Source organism: Brevibacillus soli (assembly GCF_044759095.2).
In the GTDB taxonomy this organism is placed as follows: Bacteria; Bacillota; Bacilli; order Brevibacillales; family Brevibacillaceae; genus JBIYSM02.
Genome location: NZ_JBIYSM020000054.1, coordinates 1 through 22400 on the forward strand (window position 1 = coordinate 1; position 22400 = coordinate 22400).

Below are 22400 nucleotides of genomic sequence, written 5' to 3' on the forward strand. Positions count from 1 at the left end.
CTTCGCCAGCCGTAGTAGCAGTATTGACAATATTTTCATTCATCAGTGATGCCGTGAACGCGGCATGGAAGTCTTATATACAAAAAAAGAAGCCTGGTGTCAGGCTTCTTTTGGAGCAATCACGATATAGCGGTGAGGTTCTTCCCCTTCGCTGTACGTAACCACATCGGGTCGTTTTTGCAAAAACGCGTGAATTATTTTTCGCTCTGCGGCAGACATCGGTTCCAATCGGATTTCGCGTTTCGTATGAAGCGCCTTTTGGGCGGTTCTCTCTGCCAAATGCTCCAATGTCTCTTTGCGGCGCAGACGATAGTTTTCCGCATCCAGCGTAATGCGTACGTGTTTGTCCACGTGGCGGTTTGCTACGACGTTTACGAGGTACTGTAGTGAATCTAAGGTCTGTCCCCTACGGCCAATAATGATTCCCAGGTTGTCGCCCTGAATGTCAAACAAGATGCCATCTTCTGCATGGCGTGACTCCACGCGTGCGTTTACGTTCATGTTTTTCAGCACTTCCTTGAGAAACGCAAGCCCCTGTTCCACCGGATCGATGTTGTATTCAACCTCGACCTTGGCGTCACGTGTACCGATCAGTCCGAACAAACCCTTGCTCGGTTCTTCCAGTACGCGTACAGATACCTTGTCACGGGGAACGGCCAATTCCTGCAGGGCTTTTTGAACAGCATCATCGATTGTCTTTGCCGTGGCGACTACCTTTTTCACTTGGAGGCTCCCTCCTTAGGACGCAGCTCTTTCCCGCTATCGCGGTACAGGAAGTAGGTTTGTACGATGGTAAACAGGTTACCGTACACCCAGTACAGGGAGAGTGCAGACGGCAGCGTAACCGCAATGGCCAAAATCATCAGCGGCATCATCACGAGCATCATCTGCATCTGCGGGTTGTTTTGCATCGTTGTTCCCATCATCTTCGACTGCAGATATGTCGTCACAGCCGCAATGACGGGCAGGATGTAATACGGGTCCTTCTCCCCGAGCGACATCCACAGGAACGTATGCGTCTTGATTTCCGGCGTTCGGATGATGGCGTGATAGAAAGCGATCAGAATCGGCATCTGAACCAGCAGAGGCAGGCAGCCGGCAAGCGGATTCACATTGTTCTTCTGGAATACCAGCAAGGTCTCCTGCTGAGCCTTTTGCGGATCATTTTTATATTTCTCACGGATTTTTTGCAGCTCGGGCTGAAGTTCCTGCATCTTTTTGGAGCTTTTGATCTGCTTCACCATTAATGGCAGGACCAGCAAGCGGATAAGAATCGTAGCGACCAAAATTCCCAAACCAAAGCTGCCGCCGAGAAGCAACGCGCTTTCTTTAATCAGCCAGGACAGCGGCCAGACGAGGTACTTGTCCCAGATGCCGGTAGCGTCCGGCCCGATCGGAGATGCAGTTGTCGGGTTACAACCCGATAATACCAAAACCAAAAGACCTAGCATGAGTATGCTCAACGTGCGTCTACTCAAGGGGATGGTCCTCCTTTAGCCTATATGTTTTATCATTCTTTCGGAACAGGATCAATCCCGCCTGGATGAAACGGATGACACTTCAGAATGCGGCGAACTGCCAGCCAACCGCCCTTCCACGCTCCAAAACGGCGGATCGCTTCCACTGCGTAATGGGAACAGGTTGGGGCGAACCGGCAGGATGGAGGTTTCAACGGTGAGAGAAACAACTGATACCCGCGAATTAACCAGACCAGCAGTCGTGCCATACCCGTTTCATCCTCTTTTTTCATTATGTTCGGATGCTTGCTTGAGCACCTTTGCTCGTTTCATCACGTGCAGCAACGATTTTTCAATTTGATCCAGCGTCATCTCCTCTACCCCGGGCCTGGCAATTACGACCAGATCGAGTCCGGGTTGGATGACCTCTTCGAGACGCGCTACCGCTTCCCGAATAAGCCGCTTCACCCGGTTGCGGGTGACGGCAATGCCGATTTTCTTGCTCACGGAAATTCCGATGCGAAACGCAGCTTGTCCCTCCTGCTTCGAAGAGTAGACGATAAACTGCTTGTTGGCAGCGGAGCTTCCTTTCTGAAAAACGGCCTGAAAATGCTCATTCTTCTTTAGCCGATGTGAACGATGCAAGGTAAACATCCCCTAACATCACAATTATAGTAGAAAAAAGAAGCAGCATCTACCAGTATATCCTTGTTTCGTCCACTTTTTTCCTACATGGAGTTATATAAAAAAAGGCCACGTAAATTGTGGCCTATGCGGAAAGCACCTTTCTACCTTTACGACGACGGGCAGCCAAAACCTTGCGGCCATTTTTTGTGCTCATACGCTTACGGAACCCGTGGTCCTTTTTACGTTTACGATTATTTGGATTGAAAGTTGGTTTCATGAATATCACACCTCCGTCCTCAAACAGGCATTCTTTCGCATTATAAGAAGATTTGGCCGAAAAGTCAAGGGAGCTTGTCCCCCTTGCTTCTAAGGTAAATATCCCCACACTTTTATTTCCCGACCCTGTGGATATCATTTTATCCACACTTGCATTTTTCGACAAGATTATCTACAGCTTTTACACAAAATATGGGGGTGTGAATATGTGTCAAACACAAGTGGTTGTGTTTGTGGATAAGTCGGAAAAAACCATTGATATCACTCATTTTATCTGTTATTATGTTTTTGTTTTGAAGCGTGAATAACCTTTTCAGCTAGATCATCTTTTCCACATGGTGTGGATAATTTTGTGGACAGATCCCGGCATTTGTGAATGATTTTTTACACAGATCTGAGGATAATCGTCTTCTTTTTTTCTCTTATCCGGGAAAAATCCCTTTTATTCGACTTTTTTTATCCACAATGATGGATGACGAACCTGTTGAACAGCTGAACGGAACGTTGCTTCTTTTACCTCATTTTTCATCATTTCCTGAAGATTTTTTGGTGTTTGCCTGGAAGGAGGGATTCTGTTGGATGCAGCGATTAGCGAACTCTGGCGTAAGGTGTTGGCCAAGATAGAAAAATCGCTGAGTAAACCCAGTTTTGACACCTGGTTGAAAGCGACAAAAGCGACGACGCTGGAAGAAGACTCTTTAATCGTCGTGGCTCCAAACGACTTTGCCCGGGATTGGCTCGAAACGCGGTACTCTCAACTCATTACCGATACACTATATGAAACAACAGGCGTAAATATGAAGGTGAAGTTCGTTGTGCCCCAGGATTCGGATTTGGGACTGGCCGACGAACAGCCTGCTCCGCGCGTGAAAACGACTGCTCCGCATGTAGTTGCAGATGATCAGCCGCCCAGCATTTTAAACCCAAAGTACACGTTTGACACGTTTGTCATCGGATCGGGGAACCGCTTTGCGCACGCAGCGTCGCTGGCGGTTGCAGAAGCGCCGGCAAAAGCCTACAACCCGCTGTTTATTTATGGAGGCGTAGGTTTGGGAAAAACCCACCTGATGCATGCCATCGGTCATTACGTCATCCAACACAATCCCTCTGCCAAAGTGGTTTACCTGTCGTCCGAGAAATTTACCAACGAGTTCATTAACTCCATTCGCGACAACAAGACCGTCGAGTTTCGAAATAAATACCGCAGCGTTGACGTCTTGCTGATTGACGACATCCAGTTTCTCGCCGGCAAGGAACAGACCCAGGAAGAATTCTTCCATACATTTAACGCGCTGCATGAAGAAAGCAAGCAGATCATCATTTCGTCGGACCGCCCGCCGAAGGAGATTCCGACGCTGGAAGACCGCCTGCGCTCCCGTTTCGAGTGGGGGCTGATCACCGATATTCAGCCGCCTGATCTGGAAACACGGATCGCCATTTTGCGCAAAAAGGCAAAAGCGGAAAACCTTGATATCCCAAATGAAGTCATGATTTACATCGCCAACCAGATCGACAGCAACATTCGCGAGCTGGAAGGAGCACTGATTCGAGTTGTGGCCTATTCATCCCTTATTAATCGCGACATCGATACGCAATTGGCAGCGGAAGCGCTGAAAGATATTATTCCTTCCTCAAAACCGCGCGTCATTACGATCATGGATATTCAACGAGCGGTAGGCGAAGCGTTTCAGTTGAAACTGGAAGACTTCAAAGCGAAAAAACGGACGAAGTCGGTCGCATTCCCTCGACAGATTGCCATGTATCTGTCCCGCGAGCTGACGGATGCGTCTTTGCCGAAAATCGGAGACGAGTTTGGCGGACGCGATCATACCACGGTGATCCACGCGCACGAGAAAATCTCTCGAGCACTGGCGACAGACCCGCAAATTCAAGCGACTATCCAGTCCTTAATGGAAAAGCTAAAAGCAAACAGCTAGCCTGTGAATAACCGAAAAAGCCTATACACAGCTTACCCACATGTGTATAGGCTCTCTTTTACGTCTTAACTAGAGATATCCACATAATCACAGGCCCTATTACTACTCCTGTTTAAAAGATCTTACTAAGATATGAAAAAGAATAGGCAAATATGCCAAAAACTATCGTGCTTTTTTGGCAGATAGGAATTTATAAAATTGTAACCTATCTGCATAAGTAGAACTACGGCTCCGCCATCGCCAGAGGCTTGGCGGTCGCCGAGTTTTCTAATCACGGTGAGGGAGGTTTTTTCGTCGATGCACGCTACCGTTCAACGCGAAAAGTTGGCCAATGCGGTCTCGCACGTAAGCAAGGCTGTTTCCAGCAGAACAACCATTCCGATATTGACAGGAATTAAAATAAAAGCGGACGAAGAAGGATTGACCCTGACAGCCAGCGATTCCGATGTCTCCATCGAGGTACAAATTCCGACAGAGGAAGCGGATGAGTGGGGAGTAACCGTTCATCAACCGGGAAGTATCGTGTTGACATCCCGTATCTTCAGTGAAATTGTACGAAAGCTGCCTGGTAACGAAATCCACATCCAGGTGGATGATCGCCTGGTGACCCAGATTCGTTCCGAACAAGCGGAATTCACGATTAACGGCATGGATGCAAACGAGTTTCCGCAGCTGCCGCTTTTGGAAGAAGACAAGGTCTTCAGCATTCCAAGCGATCTCCTGAAGGCGATGATTCGCCAAACCGTTTTTGGCGTCTCCACCTCGGAAATGCGCCCGATTCTTACCGGCCTGATGTGGTCGTTGGACCAAGGTCAGCTGAAGTTTGTCGCCACTGACAGCCACCGCCTGGCCAGCCGAACCGCAATGGTGGAGTGCCCTGAGGATCTGGCGTTCCACAATGTCGTGGTACCGGGTAAAAGCTGTAACGAGTTGGTAAAAATATTGGATGAAGACCAAAATCCGGTGGACATCGTTGTGGCAGAAAATCAGATTTTGATCAAATCAAAGCATATTTTGTTCTACTCCCGCCTGCTGGAAGGAACCTATCCGGACACGACGCGGATCATTCCACAGGGCAGCAAGACGGAAGTAGTGGTCAACACAAAGGAATTCCTGCAGTCCATTGAGCGCGCATCCCTGCTGAGCCGCGAAGGGAAAGCGAACGTGGTTCGTCTCGTCACGCTCGCGGACGGAAGCGTGGAGATCACCTCCAATGCGCCGGAGATCGGAAAAGTAACGGAGATTGTCATGCCCAAATCGATGAGCGGGGAGGAACTGAAAATTTCCTTCAACGCCAAGTACATGATTGATGCGCTGCGCGCCATCGACAGCGCTGAGATTAAAGCGAGCTTTACCGGTCCGATGAGTCCGTTTGTCATTCGGCCAACCGATCACGACTGGATGCTTCACCTGATTCTTCCGGTCCGTACCTACTAAATCTTTTCTTCATCAGGAAAAGAAAGGGGCTTTTGCATGCAAGAGGTTTCGATCCAAACCGAGTACATTGCCCTGGGCCAATTTCTCAAGCTGTCCGGCGTCATCGACACGGGAGGAATGGCGAAAGCCTTCCTCGCCGACGTGCCGATTCAGGTGAATGGCGAAGAGGAAAACCGGCGCGGCCGCAAGCTTTATCCCGGAGACGTCGTCGCCATCGACGGCTACGGCCAGTACAAAGTGGTTCGCGGCTGAGAGGAGAGCGGGTTCTTGTTTCTGAAAGACTTATCACTCAGGCACTTTCGAAATTATGAAGCGTTGACGCTCTCGTTCGACGGACCGATTCAGCTGTTTATTGGCAATAACGCACAAGGTAAAACCAACGCTCTTGAATCCATATACGTCCTTGCCCTGGCAAAATCACATCGCACCGCGCGCGACAAGGAACTGATCGCCTGGGATGCGGACTATGCGACAATCCGTAGCGAAGTTGAACGACGCTACGGATCTGTTCGTTTGGAGCTGCAGTTGACCAGCAAGGGGAAGCGGGCCAAGGTAAACGGTATTGAACAGCAAAAGCTGAGTGAATACATCGGAGCGTTGAACGTGGTGATGTTTGCGCCGGAGGATCTGGCCATCGTCAAAGGTGCGCCTGCCCAGCGGCGACGTTTCATCGACATGGAGATCGGCCAGGTATCGCCGACCTACCTGTACTATTTGAGCAATTACAACAAAGTTCTGGCTCAGCGCAATCAACTGTTAAAAGACATCGCAATGAAAAAGGCCCACTCACTCGAAATGATTTCAATTTTCAATACCCAATTGGCTGATTTAGCGGTAAAATTGTTACGGAAGCGTTTTGAGTTTATTCGGAAGCTGGAAACGTGGGCGAAAGAAATCCACGCTGGCATTACCGACGGCAAGGAAACGCTCTCTTTGCATTATGAAAACACTTCTCCCGTTACCGAAGAGCATGTGGGCGAACATGCTGTACAACTCATGCTCTCTGCCTACGAAGAGGTGTTTGACCGGGAAAAACTACGGGGCAGTACGTTAATCGGGCCGCACCGTGACGATTTTTCCCTCAAGGTAAACGGCATGGATGTGCAGACGTTCGGCTCCCAGGGGCAACAGCGGACCAGTGCGCTGTCCTTGAAGCTGGCAGAAATTGAACTGATTAAGGAAGAAGTCGGGGAATACCCGATTCTTCTGTTGGATGACGTCTTGTCGGAGCTGGATGAACACCGGCAAACGCTGCTTTTGGAGACCATACAGGATCGGGTTCAGACGTTTGTAAGTACAACGGGTGTGGAAGGCTTAAAACATCAGGTACTCCAGCAAGCCTCGCGTTATTATGTACGGGAAGGGAAAATCTCCTCGGAAAGATAGGGTGAACCAAGCATGTTTATTCACATTGGTGGAGATACTGTTGTGAGCACCAAGGAAGTTATTTCCATTCTGGACCATCAGTCAGTGAAGTCATCCAAAATCAATAAAAAATTTATTGAAGATGAAAAACGGCTGAAGAAGGTCGTGGAGAACAGTGCGGAAGAAACGAAATCGTACGTGATCACCAAAGATACGATCTATTGTTCACCCATTTCGTCCCTGACATTAAAGCGACGCGCCCAGTTTGTAAACAGCTTGGATCAGTTTCCGTTCGTACAAGCTGAAGTGGAGGAGTTGACAGAGTAGTGGATCAAGTAACGACCAAGGATCAGGCCTATGATGCCAGTCAGATACAGGTGCTGGAAGGATTGGAAGCGGTACGGAAACGTCCCGGTATGTATATCGGATCGACCAGCAGCCGCGGACTGCACCATTTGGTGTGGGAAATTGTCGACAATGCCATCGACGAAGCGCTTGCGGGATATTGCGATGAAATTCTCGTAGAGATTCACCCGGACAACTCTGTGTCTGTAACGGACAACGGTCGGGGAATTCCTACAGGCATCCACGAAAAAACCGGAAAATCGACTGTGGAAACCGTATTGACCGTGCTGCACGCCGGCGGTAAATTCGGCGGCGGCGGATACAAGGTATCCGGAGGTCTGCACGGCGTGGGAAGCTCCGTCGTGAATGCGCTGTCCGAGTGGATGGAAGTAGAGGTAAAGCAGAACGGCAAGGTTCATTTCATGCGTTTTCACCTTGGGGTACCAGAGGCTGATTTGGCTGTAGTGGGGGAAACGGAAGAGACCGGAACCAAGGTAACGTTCAAACCGGACCCGACTATTTTTACCGAAACGACTGTTTTTGAATATGAAGTATTGCAAAAGCGGATCCGCGAGTTGGCTTTCCTGAACAAAGGCCTACGGATCGTCCTGAAAGATTCGCGCCCTGATCAAGAAAAGACGGAAGAGTTTTATTATGAGGGCGGTATTATTCAATTCGTTGAGTACCTCAACAAGAACCGTGAAAAGCTGCACGAGGAAGTCATCTACTGCGAAGGGGAAAAAGATGGACTGCACGTGGAAGTGGCGCTGCAGTACAACGACAGCTATGTCAGCAACATCTACTCCTTCGCCAACAACATTAACACCCATGAGGGCGGTACGCACGAGTCCGGCTTCAAGACGGCTCTCACCCGCGTCATCAACGATTATGCCCGCAAATTTAATTTCTTGAAGGAAAAGGATCCCAATCTCTCCGGCGATGATGTGCGGGAAGGAATGACCGCGATCATTTCTGTAAAAATTCCGGAGCCGCAGTTTGAAGGGCAGACGAAAACCAAACTGGGCAACTCGGAAGCGCGCAGCGTGACGGAGTCCATCTTCGGCGATCGTTTTCACACCTTTATGGAAGAGAACCCGGCCGTAGCCAAGAAAGTCGTGGAGAAAGCGCTCATGGCGGCACGGGCGCGGGAAGCGGCACGAAAAGCACGGGAATTGACACGCCGGAAGAACGCGCTGGAAGTAAGCGCTCTGCCGGGTAAACTGGCAGATTGTTCGTCAAAGGATGCGTCCGAAAGCGAACTGTTTATCGTAGAGGGTGACTCTGCAGGCGGCTCGGCCAAACTGGGACGTGACCGTCACTTCCAGGCCATCCTGCCGCTGCGGGGTAAGGTCTTGAATGTGGAGAAGTCCCGTCTCGATAAAATTCTCGCCAACAACGAGATTCGCGCCATCATTACCGCCTTGGGAACAGGGATCGGCGAAGATTTCGACATTTCCAAAGCGCGCTATCACAAAATTGTGATCATGACGGACGCCGACGTAGACGGCTCCCACATCCGGACGCTGCTTCTGACCTTCTTCTACCGGTACATGCGGCCACTCATCGAAAATGGTTACATCTATATTGCACAGCCTCCGCTCTACAGCATCAAGCAAGGCAAACAAATCTACTACGCTTATAGCGACCAGCAGCGGGACAAAATTCTGGCCGAGCTGAAGAGCACACCGAAGCCGGCCATCCAGCGTTACAAAGGATTGGGTGAAATGAACGCAGAACAACTGTGGGAAACCACCATGGATCCTGAAGTTCGCACCCTGCTGCAAGTCAGCCTGGAAGACGCGATGGATGCCGACATGGTATTCGAGACGCTGATGGGCGACGAGGTCGAACCGCGCCGCGAGTTTATCGAGCAGTACTCGAAACACGTAAGAGACTTGGATATTTAGCTGTGATTTTTCAAATATAACCGGACAGGAACTTACCCCGACTTTTTGTCGGGGTAAGTTTTTTGAAAAACATCTTCTTCAGAGGCTAGCATGAGTACCCATGGAGATTATATGCATACAGAATTACAGCACCCTATCCAATGTCACCATGATCAGGAAGGGGAAGTTACGATGATTCGCAGAGTTCCTCGATTAAGCGCAAGTGTTCTGTTGTGCTGCTTCTTTTTCCTGCTCCTGTTCGCGCAAACAGGAGCAGGAGCAAATCCGCAGGAGTATCAGGTTGGACAAAAGCTGAGCGTTCCGGGGCTGCAGCTTCCGGAGGATACGTATATCCTCCATGTGCAAAATGCTGATGTCACAGGGGATGGGACGGAAGACACCGTCATTCTGGTCGGTCAACCGCAAAAAGATAATCCGTCTTTTTACAAAATGGTGAACGTGGTCGTGCGGAACGGAAAAACCGGAGCTTTTTCCGCCTTGTCACCAATGCAGGTGAAAGATTACTTGCAAGGGTATGAGCCGACCATGTTTCTCGGCGATTTCACCGGCGACAAGCTGAAAGATGTGATGGTTACCGTGGCAACAGGCGGCAGCGGGGCTACTTCCAATCACTTGATTGCCAGCTGGAAAAACAACAAGCCTGTCGTGATCTTTGGCGAAAACGAAAACATGGGACTGAAGATCAAGGGAAGGTATCTGGATGGATTTAAAGCGGAGCTGCACAGCGAGGTTTTGAAAAAAACATTTATCGTAGACCTAAGTGGGTTAAAAAAGCTGTACATCGATGCCAATGTCTATGCCCCCGACGGGAAATACATCTACCAAGATCCTTCTCCGGGACCCATCAACATTTTTTCCGATCCCTATTATTCCTTGGTGCCTGTTGAAGCGGACAACGACGGGGTTTACGATTTGCAGGGCAAGCAAAATGTTTGGGGGCCGATTCACATCATAACGGTAACCGATGTAAGTTCAACCTGGAAATACAAAGACAAAAAGTGGACACCAATCGATGCGAACTATACGTTGACCTATAACATCATGAACAACAACTGAATATGCCCGGGATTTCTCCCAGATCATATTGTAGAGAAAACCTCGTTTTATGAACGTGGTTTTCGTTTGTCCCAAGCCACTCGTATAAGGTGAATTCCCGCAAATATTACAGCATCAAGAGGAAGCCTCATCTTGGTTTATTACAAGCTGTTGAATCGTTTTTTGCATAAGTATGTAGCAGGTGGCGGCAGCTTTTATGAGGTTTTGGGAGTATGGGATTCTTATCAGTCAATCTCCTACGAGTTCACGATGGATACGACCAGTAAAACACTGGAATTTCTTGCATACACCGAAAGATTGCCGATCGGAAGCAAATCACCCAAAATAAACGAACATATCGCAAATATAGTAGGTTTATGAATCAGAAAATATCGAATCATGGGCAGATATTTCAGTCTCCGAGACCTTTCGGACATGGTAAAGACTGTTCCGTCGTGTTCATCTTCAACCAGAAAAGCTTGTCCTCTGCGGGGCAAGCTTTTTTTTATCGTGTAGGAAAGTTTAAGGGCTTCACCGTGTGAAAGCGTCCTGAAATAAACTTTCCGAAACGCATAAAAAGTTTCCTCTAACGAAGAACCAGCTTCTTCGAGAGGGCTTCAATCGAAGCTTTTTTTATTTCAATTACGAAGCAAGATTCCGAATGAAAACCTAGAATCTCTATGATAAAAAAAGAACAGGTCATAAGAGAAGGAGATTGTTACCGATGCAGATAAAAGAGATCGGAGCATTGTTTGGGCTGGCTGCTTTATGGGGGGCATCCTTCCTGTTCATACGGATTGCCTCCCCTGTACTAGGTCCATTTCTTACCATACAAGGTCGCGTAACCATTGCGGCAATTGCCTTGCTGCTTTACATCTGGTTTACGAGTCGATCCACCGATTTTACACAACGGTGGAAACAATACCTGATAATCGGGGCGTTAAATGCAGCGGTTCCGTTTACGCTGATTGCGATAGCGGCCCTGCATTTGAATGCCTCGTTGATGGCGATTCTTAACTCCATGACTCCTTTGTTTTCAGCACTTGTTGCCTGGCTGTGGATCAAAGAAGAGGTAACCGCAAAGAAATGGCTGGGCATACTCACAGGCATGATCGGAGTCGTGATCCTGGTTGGATGGAGTCCCCTGCCCTTCACCATCGACGTTGTGATCTCCATCGCCCTCTCGATTCTCTCAACCGTTTGCTATGGTTTTGCAGGGGTGTATGCGAAAAAGGCATTCGCCGGGGCGCCCCCGCTTTCGTTGGCAGTGGGACAGCAACTGGGGGCCTCGGTGCTTTTATTACCGCTTACGCTTATGAATCTTCCAAATGAAACAGCATCAATTTCCTCTGTCGTGATCTTTTCGGTACTGGGACTGTCTGTTTTTTGCACGGCAATCGCCTATCTCCTGTACTTCTATTTGATTGAGCGTGTAGGACCGACGAAAACCCTAAGTGTCACCTTCCTCATACCGTTGTTCGGAATGATTTGGGGAGTCATTTTCCTGAAAGAAACGATAACAGTCGGCATGATTGCAGGACTTTCGGTCATCTTGAGCAGTATTTTCATGATCTCGGATATTCCTCTGAAATCAGTAAGAAAAGTGAACAGGACCGGCTGACGGATTGACGTTGGCCGGTCTGTTTTTTTGTAGTGCTTTTTTCCTGATTTTATAAAAATATACAAAAAATACAAAAAAACGCAACGGACGTCTACTAGAATAGGGGCAAGGACTACATCAACCAAATAGAGGGAGTGATGATATGCGGCGGAAGAGCAGGAAAGCGATTGCATTCGCGCTGATCACGGTAATACTGGGGGCGGTTGCAACAGGAGCGTATGCCAACCAGGCACCTGCCGGGCAGCTTCAAACGAACACCGCATCGGAAAAGAAAAAGCCGAAGGTAGAAACAATGGAAATTATCAACAATGCACAGGACGCTGTTTTATTCCTTGGTTCAAAGAACGATGCGGTGCTGACATTGACCGCAACAGCCAAGGATCAGGAAGGCAGCATCATCGAACCCAAGAAGGTCCTTTGGAAATCGGACAACAAAAAGGTTGCGACTGTTGACAAGGATGGCAAGGTCGCTGCTGTTGGCATCGGCACGACGGAAATTACCGCCAAAGTAGAAAACGTCTCCGCGTCAATTGAGGTGACCGTGAAGGATGGCACATCTCTCCCGTCCCCTTTCCTGACAGTGGAAAAGCAAGCGGTGAACGAGTCAACTCAAAATGACGGAAGCATCGCGGATCAGCAGGTCGTAGTGCTCAGCAACGGGACGTTTGCAGCAGGCATGACCAAGGCTGACGTCCTGATCAACAACATGCCGGCCGGACTGGATTTTGAGCTCGACAGCGTGGAATCGACGAAGCTGACGATTCGCTTTACAGGCAATGCCATGAGCCATTTCGATTCCAATGATGTTACCAACGCAAGCGTGATGATCGCACGTGAAAAAGTAAGCGAGGCTGCGGAGGATCTGACATCTCCCGAATTTGTGATCAATTTCGAAGACCCCGCGACCATTTCCATCCCGGATGCCAAGCAACAGGTGGGTCAAACCGTCACGATCAAGGGCATTGTCACAGCTGACAATGCTGCCATCGGCAATGGCAAGCTGTCCACCTTCATGCAGGAAGGCCCCGCCGGAATCAATATTTTCAATGGGAGTACGAGTGGTTTCCCTGATCTAAAAGAGGGAGATGAAGTATTTGTAACCGGAAAAATCACGGTGTATCGCGGTCTGACCGAGATTGTGCCGTCAGCGGGAGGAATCGAAGTCGCTTCTCGGGGTAACACTCTTCCAGCCGCCAAAGAAGCGACGATCGAGCAAGTAAACGACGGCTCGATTGCCGAGCCATTGGAAGGCACCCTGGTGAAGGTGACCGGATACATCAACCACATTCCCGGCACTCCAGCCGGCGGAGGATACAACCTCAGCCTGATCGACGAACATTTCAAAGGCACGACGTTACGTGTCATGCAGGGCAGTATGGACATCAGTCAGCTGGAAACAGGAAAATGGTACGAAGTTACAGCAATCCTCGGCCAGTTCGACAACAGCTACCAGTTGATTCCGCGAAAACAAGAAGATGTACGGCTGCTTCAGGATCAGCCGTCTCCGCCCGATTCCGCCGGCACCTACGAGTCAGTGGTATCGGACGTAGTAGACGGTGATACTCTTCACCTGACGGAACCGATATTGGGTTCGACCACCGTTCGTTTTGTAAACATCGATACGCCGGAGACCTATCATACGGTTCGTACGCCTGAAGATCAGAACCAGAAGGATCATGGAGAGCGTGCCAAGCAATACATGAAGTCGCTGCTTGGAACGGGTGACCGGGTACAAGTAAAAGTGGGGGAACAGGCAAAAGACACGTACGGTCGTCTGTTGGCGCAGGTCATTCGTCAAAGGGACGGCTTGCTGACCAACCTGGAGATGGTACAAAAGGGTTATGCTTCGACGTATTTCATCTGGCCGATTGATGAAGATTCCTACGAGACGTATCAATTGGCGGTAAAGGAAGCAGAGCGGGAGGGGAAAGGCATCTGGAATCCCTATGATCCGTTACTGGAGCAGCCGTTCGCTTTCCGCGCCCGTGAGCAGGGAAAAGGGTTTACCCGTCCTGTAGGCAACTATCAAACCAAAGAGTATGTTTCACCTGAAGACTGGCTCGCGGTTCCGGTTGAGTCCCGCGTGTATTTCAACTCCGATGAAGAAGCGGCAAACAACGGCTACAAACCGATGGACAGCGGTAAACTTGCGGATATGCTCGCCGTTGCGAACGCCAAAAAAGCACTGCAGGTGCCATACGACGGTACTGCCGCTACAATTGAACTGCCTGCAGCGGGAACGGATGGTACAGCCATCCACTGGACGGTGCAAGATCCTGCTCAGGCAGACATCATCCATGTGCAAACGGGTGTGGTAGACCGCTCGACCCTTGCGGCTGACACTTACGTCCTGTTGCTCGCAACCATTGAAAAAGGCTCGGCTGTTCAGGAAAAGGGCTTCCCCGTTCTGGTGAAGAAGGAGTCTGCCGAAGAACCAGGGAACGAAATCACCGACCTGTTTTTCTCCGAGTATTTGGAAGGAAGCAGCAACAACAAGGCGCTCGAAATTTATAACGGCACGGGCCATGGCATTGACCTGACCGGAGGAAAGTACGCGATCGCCTTGTATTCAAACGGCAGCGCGACCCCCGGGAGCGTCTTCAACCTGTCGGGAACACTCGCTGACGGTGCCGTCTATGTAATCGCCAATCCTTCCGCCAACAGCGCCATTCTGGGGAAAGCACAGGCCACCAGTACAGTCACGAACTTTAACGGCGATGATGCGATCGTCCTCTATAAAAATTTTGACACCGCGACCCATACGGGGGTTGTTCTGGGCGTAATTGGAGTGGTTGGCTCCGATCCCGGAACAGCATGGGGCACCATTGTCAAAACCGTGGATCAAACCCTGGTGCGAAAAGGAACAGTCTATGCCGGAAACACCAATACCGGGACGTTTGATCCCGCTGTGGAGTGGGATTCCAAAGGAATGGATTACTTCGACAGTTTAGGCAGCCATACGGTAACCCGCTAATGGCATTTCTGTCTGGAGTGGGGGAAAGTAAAGGCGTCGGGATTTCCGGCGCCTTTTTGGCGTTTAAAAGAAGAACACTTTTAGACGAATGCCCATAGGCTAAAGTATTGACGATGCTTAGAAAGGGTGAGGGCATGTTATCAAAGTTGCACCCTGATCAGATCGGCGGGTTGTTATCCGGCTTGCTGGGCGGAATCGTTTGGTTGGAAGCCTTGCGAATAAAGCAGGATGCGAGCAGCGGCATAATCGGTGATCATACGCTTCCGGCGCTGCTGGGGAGTGTGTTGATCCTGTTTGGCATTCTGTTGTTTTTTCTGCCGGAGCGGTGCGAATCAGCGGCACCGGCAATGGATCTCTCGGGAAATATGGCGGGATGCGTCGTAACGATGTTTGCGTATGTTTTCCTGATACCCATCGTCGGATACGTGGTGTCTACCTTTTGTGCGGCAATCGCGCTGTTTCGATTGATCGGCTCGTATTCCTGGAGCAGGTCCATCAGCTATTCTGCTGTACTGACAGCGGTGTTGTATCTGGTGTTTCTTTTCGGATTGCAAATTACGTTCCCGCGGGGCGTATTGGTGTAAGGAGGGCATATGATGGAGTCGCTGCACCTGTTGTTTACGGGTTTTGCTGAAGCAATCACCCCTCTCAATTTGCTGATGGCGGCAATCGGCGCACTGATTGGAACGTTCGTCGGAGTCTTGCCCGGTCTCGGTCCGACCTCAGCGATTGCCATTCTATTGCCGCTGACCGCTGTGCTGGAGCCGACGCAGGGAATCATCATGTTGGCCGGTATTTACTACGGTGCTATGTACGGCGGATCAACCACGGCCATTTTGCTGAATATTCCCGGGGAAGTTTCCTCCGTGCCCACGTGTTTGGACGGGTACCCCCTAGCGAAAAAAGGAAGAGCAGGACCGGCCCTTGGTATTACTGCGATCGCCTCGTTTGTCGCGGGGACGCTGGGAGTGGTTGGACTTGTCTTTTTTGCGCCTCTGCTGGCTGATCAGGCGCTTAAATTTGGGCCGCCCGAATACTTTGCCATGATGGTTCTGGCATTGACTGTAATGGTCAGTTTGGCAGGCGAATCGATTGTCAAAGCCTCCATCATGGGGGCATTCGGTTACGTGCTGGCGATGGTGGGGTTAGGCCCGTCAACCGGATTGCCTCGGTTTGATTACGGATCCAGTACTCTCACTGGCGGTTTGGAGATGACCAGCATCATCATTGGATTGTTTGCGGTCACTGAGGTTTTGAAGGGAATGGCAGAGCGCCGAATGAGGATATCGCTTGGGGAAATCGGCAGCGTTTATCCGGAGTTGAGCGATTTGCAAAAAAGCGCCAGGCCAATGCTGCAAGGTGGTTTGGTCGGCTTTTTCCTCGGGCTTTTGCCGGGCTGTTCCGCGGCGATTACGTCGTTTCTTGCGTATGATCTGGAAAAAAAGGTCTCCAGGCAACCAGACCGGTTCGGCAATGGCGCCATCGAAGGGGTAGCCGCCCCGGAAGCGGCGAACAACGCGACCAGCAGCGCCGGTTTTATTCCGCTTTTCGCTCTGGGGATTCCGTCTTCACCGCCGCTCGCTGTTCTGCTTGCCGGCTTGATGATTTACGGGTTGACCCCGGGTCCGGTTTTGTTTGAACAGAACGCGGCATTCGTCTGGACGGTGATTGCCAGCATGTTTATCGGCAATGCGATGCTGCTAATTTTAAACCTGCCGCTCGTCTGGCTGTGGGTAAAACTGACGCAAATCCCATACGGCGTCATGGCGCCGATCATCTTGATGTTCTGTACAATCGGTGCTTATTCGGTCCGGAATCATATCTTCGACGTTTTCGTCGCCCTGGTATTCGGCGTCCTTGGCTACGTGTTGATGAAATACCGCTGGCCGGTGGTTCCGCTGATTCTCTGCTTCATCCTTGGACCGCTTCTGGAAGAGTCGCTGCTCCAGTCAATGGCGATGTCGGCCGGCAATCCGGCCATCTTTTTCGAACGCCCCATCTCGTTGGGAATCCTGATCCTGTCTGCCATCCTGCTGGTTGTTTCTCTCAAGCTGATGAGGCGCACGAAGAATCGTGTGAAAGCAGTACGTAACCAAGAGATTGATGTTGCATAAGCAACGGGGGAGAGGACATTCATGTTTGGATTTTTGCGGAAATATGCTGTGGCAGCTTTGGCTGTCTTGTTGGGAGCGGTTGCGGTAGTAGCCGGGTGCGGGGAACAGACGAAGCCTGGTTCCGGGAGTCAGTCGGCGGCTGTCCCCGATTATCCGGTGAAACAGATCGAGTACGTTGTGCCGTATTCGGCAGGCGGCGGGGTAGATCTGGTCGCGAGGGCGACGGCCGACTATTTAAGCAAGGAATGGGGGCAACCCATTGTCGTGGTCAACAAAGCGGGCGGCGGGGGAACCGTAGGCGCCGAGTACGCCTTGAAACAGGCCAGAAACGACGGCTATACCGTCCTCGCCAACAATGTATCCAACACCTCCATGCTCGCCGGGGGAATGGCGAACCCGGCTGTAAAAATTGAGGATAATCTGTTTGTTTCCCGGATTGGTGAAGGAACCATGGCGTTTGCCGTGAAAGCGGACGCACCTTGGAAAGATTTTCGTGAATTTTGCGAATGGGTGAAGCAGAATCCGGAGCAGCTTACCTGGACGACAGTAGGGCCAGCCGGTTTTTCCGCGTTCGGCGTGGCCGAATGGTTGAACACGTTGGGTGTCGATTACCAAAAGACCCGTATGATCGTTACGAAAGGCGGCTCTGAATCACTGCCCAAAGTAGCGGGAGGGCATGCGATTCTGGCTGTTCATATGATCGGAGAGACCCACGCCATGGTCCAGTCCGGCAAAGTGAAAATTCTGGCCGTTGCCGGGACAAAGCGCAGCCCTTTCCTGCCGGATGTGCCCACTGCGGAAGAACAGGGAATCAAGGGATTGACCGTCAAGTGGTGGACGGGGGTATCGATGCCGAAGGGCACACCTGACTATGTCGTGAAAAAGTGGGAGGAATCCATTGCCAGGATGGTGCAGGATCCGTCTTTTGCGGAAAAGCTACAGGCAATCCAGGTGGAGCCGGCGTATGCCAACTCGGCGGACTTCACTGCTCACGTGCAGAAGGAAACCAATTATTATACGGAATTGGCAACCAAACGAGGCATTCGCAAATAGGAGGAAAGTACCCGGCTATCCCACGACAGTCGGGCACTTTTCTATATGCAAAGGATTGTCAGAGAAATGGCAGGATTTTGGACGCGATCTCCTGATCTATGGTATAATTACATATTGCGAAAACCAGTTGGAGGTTTAACCCTTTATGGTAGAAGAAACATCTCGGTTTCCAAAAGTAGATATTAGCCAAGAGATGAGAGATTCGTTCATCAGCTATGCGATGAGCGTAATCGTCAGCCGTGCTTTGCCGGACGTTCGGGACGGTTTGAAACCGGTTCACCGCCGCATTTTGTACGCGATGCACGACATGGGACTGACCCCGGACAAGGCCTTCCGTAAATCGGCAAACGTCGTCGGTGAAGTAATGGCAAATTACCACCCGCACGGGGATTCTGCCATCTACGAATCGATGGTCCGAATGGCCCAAGACTTCAACATGCGCTATCTGCTGGTTGAGGGTCAAGGGAACTTCGGTTCCGTGGACGGTGACCCGGCAGCAGCGATGCGCTACACAGAGTCTCGCCTTTCCAAACTTGCACTTGAGCTGTTACGCGATATTGATAAAGAAACGGTGAACTTTGTTCCCAACTACGACGGACGGAAAGAAGAGCCCGTCGTGCTCCCGTCCCGTTTTCCGAATCTGCTCGTAAACGGTTCGGGCGGTATTGCCGTTGGGATGGCGACCAACATTCCGCCGCACAACCTTGCAGAAGTGATCGATGGTGTCACCGCCATGATCGACAACCCGGACATCACCATACAAGAACTGATGAAGATCATCAAAGGGCCAGACTTCCCGACTGCCGGGGAAATTCTCGGGTACAGCGGCATTCGCCGGGCATACGAGACCGGTCGGGGATCGATTATCATGCGGGCCAAAACGATGATCGAAGAAAACAAAGGCAAACCGCGCATCATTGTTACGGAGCTTCCGTTCCAGGTGAACAAGGCTCGACTGGTAGAGAAAATTGCCGAGCTTGTTCGCGATAAGAAAATTGACGGTATCACCGACCTGCGCGACGAGTCGGACCGCAAAGGTATGCGCATTGTCATCGAACTGCGCCGCGACGTGATTCCAAAGGTCGTGCTGAACAACCTGTTCAAGCATACGCAAATGCAAAGCACCTTCGGGGTCAACATGCTGGCACTGGTGGACAACCGGCCGCGCGTGTTGAACTTGCGCGACATGCTGTACTACTATCTGCAGCATCAACGTGAGATCATCCGCAGACGAACCGAGTATGATTTGAAACAGGCGGAAGCGCGCGCCCACATCTTGGAAGGGCTGCGTATTGCGCTTGACCATATCGATGAGATTATCAGTTTGATTCGCGGATCGCAAACGACTGAAGAAGCGCGCGACGGCTTGATGACCCGTTTTGGCCTCAGCTACGAGCAGGCTCAGGCGATTCTCGACATGCGTCTCCAGCGACTGACCGGGTTGGAGCGGGAAAAAATCGAGAACGAATACCAGGAACTGCTTGTAAAAATTGCCGAGTACAAGGCAATTCTCGCCGATGAAAATAAAATCTACGCGATCATTCGCGAAGAGCTGACGGAGATCAAAGGGAAGTTTGGCGACGCTCGACGCACCGTCATTACCTTCAACGAAGAGCATATCGAGGATGCCGACCTGATTCCGGAAGAGGACGTGGTCATTACGCTGACGCACGAAGGGTATGTGAAGCGATTGCCGGTTTCCACGTACCGGGCTCAGAAGCGGGGCGGACGCGGTATCCAAGGAATCGGCACCAAAGATGACGACTTCGTCGAGCATCTTTACATCACGAATTCCCATGACTACATCATGTTCTTTACCAACAAGGGCAAGGTGTACCGCCTGAAAGGCTACGAAATCCCGGATCTTAGCCGGACGGCAAAGGGAACCCCGATCATCAACCTGATCCAGATCGAGAAGGGCGAACGGGTAAGCGCAGTTATTCCGGTAAAGGAATTCCAGGATGATGCGTACTTGTTCTTCGCGACGAAGAAAGGGATTATCAAAAAGACGAACCTCTCTTCGTTTGAGAACATCCGCAGAGGCGGTCTGTTTGCGGTGAACCTACGGGAAGACGACGAATTAATCGGCGTTCGTCTCACCGACGGCCATCAGGAAATTATTATGGGTACCCGTAATGGCATGTCTGTTCGATTCAAGGAAAGCGACGTCCGCACCATGGGTCGCAATGCCACAGGGGTGAAAGGTATCACTCTGGACGATGACGATGTTGTTATCGATATGGATGTCGTTAAAGAAGGGGCGGAGGTATTGATCGTCACCGCCAACGGCTTTGGCAAACGCACTCCGATCGAGGAATATCGAATCCAATCCCGCGGAGGTAAAGGTATCAAGACACACAATGTAACGGAGCGCAGCGGTCTTGTTGTCGGCTTGAAAGTGGTGGAGCCCGATGAAGACCTGATGATTATCACGACCTCCGGGATTATCATCCGTACGGAAATCAAGGGCATTTCCGTGATGGGACGATACACGCAGGGTGTCAAACTCATCCGTTTGGGAGACAACGAACAGGTTGTGTCGGTGGCGAAAGTACCGCCAAGCGATGACTCCGCTGAGGGAGAAGAAGAATACATGGAAGAGGATTCCGGACCGGAATCTGATGAAGCGTAGGAACAGGAGACGTTCTGCATGGGCAGGGCGTCTCTTGCTTTGTTTCTGTTGTCTCTTTTTTGGGAAAAGATTACTATAAAATCAAGAATATTTTTCAGTGGGAGGTGAGAAAAGTTGCCCATAATAGACGTGAAGCAACTGACGAACGGAGCAAAACTGGCAGAGGATGTACATACCGTGCTGGGTGGGCTGCTTTTTCCAAAAGGAACAGCTATTTTTGAAAAAGAACTTGAGATCTTGCACGCTTTTATGGTGCAGGAAGTAGATGTAGAGGACGAAGCCTTGCCTCAACTGGAGAAAAAAGAAGCGGGAGGCAGGGGCGAAGAGAGGGCGGCACCCAGGATGAAGCCCGCTAAAGACAGGCTGGAGTTCCAACAACAGTTCGATAAGGCGATTTCCGCATTTAAAAATATGATGACCAAAGTGCAGGGCGGACTCAGTATTCCGGTTATGGAGGTTCGTGAAGTCATCGCTCCGATGGTGCAGCAGGTGCAGGAGCAGCCTACTATTTTACTTGCATTGCGAAAGGTGTCCAATGTGGACAGTTATGCTTATGAGCACTCCATTGCAGTCGGTCTGATTTCTTTCATGATTGCCAAGTGGATGAAAATTCCCGAAAAGGAATGGATGCAAATTGCGCTGGCAGGCACGCTTCTTGATATCGGGAAAACCAAAATAGATCGGAGAATATTGCTCAAACCGGGGAAACTGACTCCGGCGGAATTCGAAGAAATGAAAAAGCATACAGTCTACGGGTATCAGCTGATTAAAGCGTCTCCGGGATTGAACGAAGGTGTAGCGTTGGCTGCCCTGCAGCATCACGAGCGGGAGGACGGCTCCGGCTATCCGCTTGGTTTGCAAGGCAACAAGCTGCATTTATACAGCAAAATCGTGGCAGTTGCCGATATGTACCATGCGATGTGTTCGGATCGTGTTTATCAAAAAGCGCAATCTCCTTACCTAGTGGCTGAACACCTGCTGAATGACAGCTTTGGAAAGTTGGACCCGACGATCGTTTATACGTTTGTGAATGGTATTACCCAATTTGCGATGGGAACCCTGGTCGAATTGAGTGACGGAACACTGGGGAAGATCGTCTTTACAGATCGACGTCATCCAACAAGGCCGATGGTTGAAACGAACGACCGAATTGTGAATCTGGCAGAAGCACGGCACTTGTCAGTTATAAAAGTGATAGAGAATTAACCGATATAGACAGAACGGGAGCGGGGAGAGGGATCGAGGGCTCCCGTTTTTGATTGTTTCGTCGCTAAATTTATTTATGTATAATATTTCCTGTTGTATTTATAGTTGTGGCATGATAAGATCTTTCTTGTCGCCTCAAGAGCGGCGGGTTTGATAGAAGGAAAGTTACTTGATGAAAAAAGTTATTGACTTCTAAAAGACAATCTGATATATTGTTGAATTGTTGCCGCTGATTTATGGGCGGCCAACCAATTGAATGCTCTTTGAAAACTGAACAGCGAAGCGTTTTAAATAGCCAAGCAAACATGTTTTTGAACCTTGATCAATTTCTTTCTAACTTTATTGGAGAGTTTGATCCTGGCTCAGGACGAACGCTGGCGGCGTGCCTAATACATGCAAGTCGAGCGAGTCCCT

19 protein-coding genes and 1 rRNA gene are annotated in these 22400 nt (G+C 50.3%); 15 read left to right on the top strand and 5 right to left on the bottom strand.

Annotated elements, in window-relative coordinates:
* Positions 1-99: 99 nt before the first annotated feature.
* From jag to rpmH, 5 genes are all read right to left on the bottom strand, one after another.
* The gene (jag, locus tag ACE99V_RS18000) at positions 100-723 is read right to left on the bottom strand and encodes an RNA-binding cell elongation regulator Jag/EloR (RefSeq protein WP_400492622.1); all 624 of its coding nucleotides are present in this window, start codon (positions 721-723) and stop codon (positions 100-102) included.
* Positions 720-1478 carry a membrane protein insertase YidC gene (yidC, locus tag ACE99V_RS18005; RefSeq protein WP_400492623.1) on the bottom strand — a complete coding sequence of 253 codons (759 nt, stop codon included), beginning with the start codon at positions 1476-1478 and terminating at the stop codon, positions 720-722. Before yidC ends, jag begins: the two co-directional genes overlap by 4 nt.
* 32 nt (positions 1479-1510) lie before the next feature.
* Positions 1511-1726, bottom strand: a complete 216-nt coding sequence (gene yidD, locus ACE99V_RS18010; RefSeq protein WP_400492624.1) for a membrane protein insertion efficiency factor YidD — start codon at positions 1724-1726, stop codon at positions 1511-1513.
* Positions 1727-1733: 7 nt separating this feature from the next.
* A complete protein-coding gene (rnpA, locus tag ACE99V_RS18015) occupies positions 1734-2102 on the bottom strand; it encodes a ribonuclease P protein component (protein ID WP_400492625.1) in 369 nt (122 codons plus the stop codon).
* Between the two features lie 124 nt (positions 2103-2226).
* Positions 2227-2361: a 50S ribosomal protein L34 gene (rpmH, locus tag ACE99V_RS18020; protein ID WP_081656608.1), complete on the bottom strand. Its 135-nt coding sequence runs from the start codon at positions 2359-2361 to the stop codon at positions 2227-2229.
* Between the two features lie 574 nt (positions 2362-2935).
* Between rpmH and dnaA the strand changes: the two genes are divergently transcribed.
* The 15 genes from dnaA to ACE99V_RS18095 form a co-directional block, all read left to right on the top strand.
* Positions 2936-4297, top strand: coding sequence for a chromosomal replication initiator protein DnaA (gene dnaA / locus ACE99V_RS18025; protein WP_400492626.1), 1362 nt, complete (start codon positions 2936-2938; stop codon positions 4295-4297).
* A gap of 297 nt (positions 4298-4594) precedes the next feature.
* Entirely contained in the window at positions 4595-5734 is a 1140-nt protein-coding gene (gene dnaN, locus ACE99V_RS18030; RefSeq protein ID WP_400492627.1) for a DNA polymerase III subunit beta, read from the top strand.
* A 36-nt stretch (positions 5735-5770) separates the two neighbouring features.
* Complete coding sequence (gene yaaA / locus ACE99V_RS18035) at positions 5771-5986, top strand: S4 domain-containing protein YaaA (protein ID WP_400492628.1); 216 nt, start codon at positions 5771-5773, stop codon at positions 5984-5986.
* A gap of 15 nt (positions 5987-6001) precedes the next feature.
* Positions 6002-7120, top strand: coding sequence for a DNA replication/repair protein RecF (recF, locus tag ACE99V_RS18040; RefSeq protein ID WP_400492629.1), 1119 nt, complete (start codon positions 6002-6004; stop codon positions 7118-7120).
* A 42-nt stretch (positions 7121-7162) separates the two neighbouring features.
* Positions 7163-7426 (top strand): extracellular matrix regulator RemB, encoded by a 264-nt coding sequence (gene remB / locus ACE99V_RS18045; protein ID WP_400492631.1) that lies wholly within the window; start codon positions 7163-7165, stop codon positions 7424-7426.
* A complete protein-coding gene (gene gyrB / locus ACE99V_RS18050) occupies positions 7426-9351 on the top strand; it encodes a DNA topoisomerase (ATP-hydrolyzing) subunit B (RefSeq protein ID WP_400492632.1) in 1926 nt (641 codons plus the stop codon). Before remB ends, gyrB begins: the two co-directional genes overlap by 1 nt.
* A gap of 171 nt (positions 9352-9522) precedes the next feature.
* A complete protein-coding gene (locus ACE99V_RS18055; RefSeq protein WP_400492633.1) occupies positions 9523-10407 on the top strand; it encodes a YybI family spore inner coat protein in 885 nt (294 codons plus the stop codon).
* Positions 10408-11110: 703 nt separating this feature from the next.
* Entirely contained in the window at positions 11111-12007 is an 897-nt protein-coding gene (locus ACE99V_RS18060; protein WP_400492634.1) for a DMT family transporter, read from the top strand.
* Between the two features lie 142 nt (positions 12008-12149).
* Positions 12150-14981 carry a thermonuclease family protein gene (locus tag ACE99V_RS18065; RefSeq protein ID WP_400492635.1) on the top strand — a complete coding sequence of 944 codons (2832 nt, stop codon included), beginning with the start codon at positions 12150-12152 and terminating at the stop codon, positions 14979-14981.
* A 134-nt stretch (positions 14982-15115) separates the two neighbouring features.
* A complete protein-coding gene (locus ACE99V_RS18070; protein ID WP_400492636.1) occupies positions 15116-15565 on the top strand; it encodes a tripartite tricarboxylate transporter TctB family protein in 450 nt (149 codons plus the stop codon).
* A 12-nt stretch (positions 15566-15577) separates the two neighbouring features.
* Positions 15578-17095 carry a tripartite tricarboxylate transporter permease gene (locus tag ACE99V_RS18075; RefSeq protein ID WP_400492640.1) on the top strand — a complete coding sequence of 506 codons (1518 nt, stop codon included), beginning with the start codon at positions 15578-15580 and terminating at the stop codon, positions 17093-17095.
* Between the two features lie 21 nt (positions 17096-17116).
* Positions 17117-18148 (top strand): tripartite tricarboxylate transporter substrate binding protein, encoded by a 1032-nt coding sequence (locus ACE99V_RS18080; RefSeq protein ID WP_400492637.1) that lies wholly within the window; start codon positions 17117-17119, stop codon positions 18146-18148.
* A 145-nt stretch (positions 18149-18293) separates the two neighbouring features.
* Positions 18294-20780: a DNA gyrase subunit A gene (gene gyrA, locus ACE99V_RS18085; RefSeq protein WP_400492638.1), complete on the top strand. Its 2487-nt coding sequence runs from the start codon at positions 18294-18296 to the stop codon at positions 20778-20780.
* A gap of 114 nt (positions 20781-20894) precedes the next feature.
* Positions 20895-21986 (top strand): HD-GYP domain-containing protein, encoded by a 1092-nt coding sequence (locus ACE99V_RS18090; RefSeq protein ID WP_400492639.1) that lies wholly within the window; start codon positions 20895-20897, stop codon positions 21984-21986.
* A 339-nt stretch (positions 21987-22325) separates the two neighbouring features.
* A 16S ribosomal RNA gene (locus ACE99V_RS18095) occupies positions 22326-22400 on the top strand; the annotation flags it as partial.